Below are 3671 nucleotides of genomic sequence, written 5' to 3'. Positions count from 1 at the left end.
CGTCTTCGCGGTCGTCGCCACCGGGGGCACCACCAACTTCGGCATCGTCGACGACATCGTTCAGCGCACCATCGAACTGTTGAAGTCCATTCCGACCATTCCGCTATGGATGGGCCTTGCCGCGGCCATTCCGCCCAATATCGATCCACTGCTGGTCTATTTCTGGATCACCATAATTCTCTCGCTGCTGGGCTGGACCGACATTGCCCGCGTGGTCCGAGGGCGCTTCCTGTCCCTGCGCACCGAAGACTTCGTCAATGCAGCTCGTCTCGACGGCTGCGGCGATCAGCGCATCATCTGGCGTCACATGGTGCCATCCTTCCTCAGCCACATCATCGCCTCGGTGACGCTGGCCATTCCGGCAATGATCCTGGCCGAAACCGCGCTGTCCTTCCTCGGCATCGGCCTGCGCCCGCCCGTGGTAAGCTGGGGCGTGTTGCTCACCGAAGCCCAGAACATCCTGGCGGTATCAAGCGCGCCCTGGCTGTTCCTTCCCGGTGCGGCCGTGGTGATCGCGGTTCTTGCCCTCAACTTCCTCGGAGACGGTTTGCGCGATGCAGTCGATCCCTATTCCAACTGAGGGCGCCGGAGTGGCAGCCCCACCGCCCGTCCTCTCGATCGAAGACCTCAATGTGCAGTTCTTCACCGACGATGGCGGCATCAAGGCCCTTGATGGCGTGTCGCTGACCATTCCGCAGGGCAAGACGCTCTGTATTGTGGGCGAAAGCGGCTCGGGCAAATCCATCACCGGACGCTCGATCCTCAACCAGATCCCGCGCCCCGGACGCCGCGTCTCCGGCCGCATCCGCTATTGGCGCAAGCCGGACGAGGCTCCGGTGGAGATTTCTGCGCTCGATCCAAAGAGCCGGGAAATGCGTGCCATCCGGGGCGGCGAGATTTCGCTGATCTCGCAGGAGCCGATGGCCGCGCTTTCGCCGGTGCACACCATCGGCAACCAGATGCGCGAAGCGATCCAGCAGCATCTCAAGCTGGATCGCAAGGCCGCCGATGCACACGCGGTGGAAATGCTGGCCAAGGTCGGCATTCCCCGGCCGGCAGACCGGCTTTCCAACTATGCTTTCGAGTTCTCTGGTGGCATGCGGCAACGTATCTGCATCGCGCTGGCGCTGGCCTGTTCGCCGCGCCTGCTCATCGCCGATGAACCAACGACCGCGCTCGATGTAACGACCCAGGCCAATATCATCGATCTTCTGCTTGAGCTGCAGGCAGAGCTGGGCATTTCCATCATGTTCATCACCCACGATCTGGGGGTGGTGGCAGAGATCGCCGACGAAATCGCCGTGATGTATCTCGGGCGTATCGTCGAGCAGGGGTCGAGCGTCTCGGTGTTTCAGGACCCCAAGCATCCCTATACGCGGGCACTGATCCGCTCCATCCCCTCGATGACCGGGGAGCGCGGCTCGCGGCTCGACACCATCCGCGGCATGGTCCCCTCGCCCTTCAACCGCCCTTCGGGCTGCACCTTCAATCCCCGGTGCGACGACTTCATGCCCGGTGTTTGCGACCGCCTCGAGCCTTGGGCCGACAACCCGACGCCCGATCGCGTGGTGCGCTGCCTGCGTTACTCGGACAGCACCAAGATAGAACAGCTTCTGGGAGCCCAGCCATGACGGTGCCGTCCCCCCTCGCCCCTGCGACCATGGGTCCGAACACCTTGATGCAGGTGCAGGACCTCAAGATGCACTTCGCCGTAAAAGCCAATTTCTCCCGCCGCATCGTTCGGCAGGTGAAGGCGGTCGATGGCATCAGCTTCTCCATCGAAAAGGGCGAGACGCTTGGTCTTGTCGGTGAAAGCGGCTGCGGCAAATCCACCGCAACCCGAGCTATCCTGCGCGTCATCAAGCCGACTGGCGGCCGCGTCGACTACGCTACTCCAGAAGGTGGTGTTGTTGATCTCGCGACACTCTCCGAAACCGGCCTCAAGCCGATCTATCGCGACATGCGCGCGGTATTTCAGGATCCGCAGGCTTCGCTCAATCCGCGCATGCGGGTCATCGACATCATCGGCGAAGTGCTGCGGGTCAACGGCATCGCAACCGGCAGCGAACTCGAAGACCGTGTGGCTGAACTCATGCGTAAGGTCGGTCTGCGTCCGGAAAACATGTGGCGTTATCCGCATGCCTTTTCCGGCGGCGAGCGTCAGCGCGTCAGTATTGCCCGCGCGCTAGCCCCCAATCCGCGTTTCGTCATTGCCGACGAAGCCCTATCGGCGCTCGATGTGAGCGTGCAGGCCCAGACCATAAACCTGCTGCAGGATCTCCAGGCGGAGATGGGGCTCACCTACCTGTTCGTTTCCCACGACCTCAGCGTCGTACGTCATATCTGCACGCGCGTCGCGGTGATGTATGTCGGGCGGGTGGTGGAACTGGCCACGGTTGATGCGCTCTACAACAAGCCCGGGCATCCCTATACCGAGGCCCTGCTCTCGGCTGTGCCAGTCGCCGATCCAACGCTCAAGGGCAAATCGCGCCGCATTCGCCTGCCGGGCGATGTGGCCGATCCGGCCAACGTCCCGTCCGGGTGCGCCTTCCATCCGCGCTGTCGCTTCGCCACCGACCTTTGCAAGTCCACGCGGCCGGAGCTGAAGCCCACCCAAGTCGATGGCCAACTGGCCGCCTGCCACTACGCCGACACCCTAGACCTGCGCGGCGCCATCGCCGCGCACTGACCGTCCGCAATTTCTGACCACCGGTATTCCTATGTCCAAGCTCATTCGCCATCACGACAACGCCAACCAACCTATTGTCGATGTCAGCGATGACACGCTCGATCTGATCTATTTCAACGTCGTCACCCTCGCTGCTGGCCAAAGCCATTCGTTTCAATTGCCCGGACACGAAGCCGGCATCGTCGTGCTCGAAGGCCAGGTCGATATCTGCGTCGATGGCCAGGACTTCAACGGCGTCGGGCAACGGAAGGACATCTGGTCTGGTTCGGCCGATGCGGTCTATGTGCCGCTCGATACCCCTGCGCGCATCACCGCACGCGGCCATGCCGTCTGCGCCATCGCCGGTGGGGTTGCGACCGAAAAACTGGCAGCCTTCCGCATTACGCCTCAGGATGTGGAAATGGTCGATGTCGGGTCCGTCGAGACACATACGCATCGACAGATTTTCCATATTCTCGGACAACGCCAGAACGGCCAGGTCTCACGCCTGCTGATCAGCGAACTCTATGCCGATCCCGGCTGCTGGTCTGGTTACCCGCCACACAAGCACGACACTGCTGACGGCACGGTCGAAACGGACCATGAGGAACTCTACTATTATCGCTTCGACCCGGAAACCGGGTTCGGCACCCAGTGCGTCTATAATGACGGCGAGGAGCCGCAGAACCTGTTGACGCAGAACGGCGACACGTTCCTGCTCGACCGGGGCTATCACCCTACTTCGACCTCTCCCGGCCATCGCGGGTATATCTTCACCATTCTGGTCGGCCGACATCAGCGCGGATTGATCCAGCGTTTTGAGCCCAAGCATGTCCATCTGGTCGATGCCATTCCCGGCATTCAGGCCATGCGGGATGCCTTCAAGTGACCTTTGCCTTTCCAGCGTTCGACCTGTCGGGCAAGCATGCGCTGATTACCGGTTCCAGTCGGGGACTCGGGCTCGCCATGGCGCGCGGCCTGGCTCAGGCCGGTGCCCATGTGA

General features: G+C 62.1%; 5 protein-coding genes. All 5 read left to right on the top strand.

What is annotated here, in order from left to right:
* Window positions 1-580, top strand: a 580-nt coding sequence (locus J0I64_RS03325; RefSeq protein WP_291406200.1) for an ABC transporter permease, incomplete at its 5' end; no start/stop codon positions are given.
* Between the two features lie 10 nt (window positions 581-590).
* Window positions 591-1631: an ABC transporter ATP-binding protein gene (locus J0I64_RS03320; RefSeq protein WP_291406199.1), complete on the top strand. Its 1041-nt coding sequence runs from the start codon at window positions 591-593 to the stop codon at window positions 1629-1631.
* Window positions 1628-2689, top strand: a complete 1062-nt coding sequence (locus J0I64_RS03315; protein WP_291406198.1) for an oligopeptide/dipeptide ABC transporter ATP-binding protein — start codon at window positions 1628-1630, stop codon at window positions 2687-2689. The genes J0I64_RS03320 and J0I64_RS03315 overlap by 4 nt, the downstream gene beginning before the upstream one ends.
* Before the next feature lie 31 nt (window positions 2690-2720).
* The gene (locus J0I64_RS03310; protein ID WP_291406197.1) at window positions 2721-3557 is read left to right on the top strand and encodes a 5-deoxy-glucuronate isomerase; all 837 of its coding nucleotides are present in this window, start codon (window positions 2721-2723) and stop codon (window positions 3555-3557) included.
* On the top strand, window positions 3554-3671 hold a 118-nt coding region (locus tag J0I64_RS03305), incomplete at its 3' end, for an SDR family NAD(P)-dependent oxidoreductase (RefSeq protein ID WP_291406201.1). The genes J0I64_RS03310 and J0I64_RS03305, both read left to right, overlap by 4 nt.

The sequence above is a fragment of the Devosia sp. genome (genome assembly GCF_017307565.1).
In the GTDB taxonomy this organism is placed as follows: domain Bacteria; phylum Pseudomonadota; class Alphaproteobacteria; order Rhizobiales; family Devosiaceae; genus Devosia.
The sequence above is the reverse complement of the archived record's forward strand: the minus strand, read 5'-3'. Positions and strand labels throughout refer to the sequence as shown.

What these genes read in the sequence shown, in the direction of transcription:
- J0I64_RS03310 (WP_291406197.1), top strand. Translation starts at nt 2,721, where the DNA reads ATGTCCAAGCTCATTCGCCATCACGACAACGCCAACCAACCTATTGTC.
- J0I64_RS03315 (WP_291406198.1), top strand. Translation starts at nt 1,628, where the DNA reads ATGACGGTGCCGTCCCCCCTCGCCCCTGCGACCATGGGTCCGAACACC.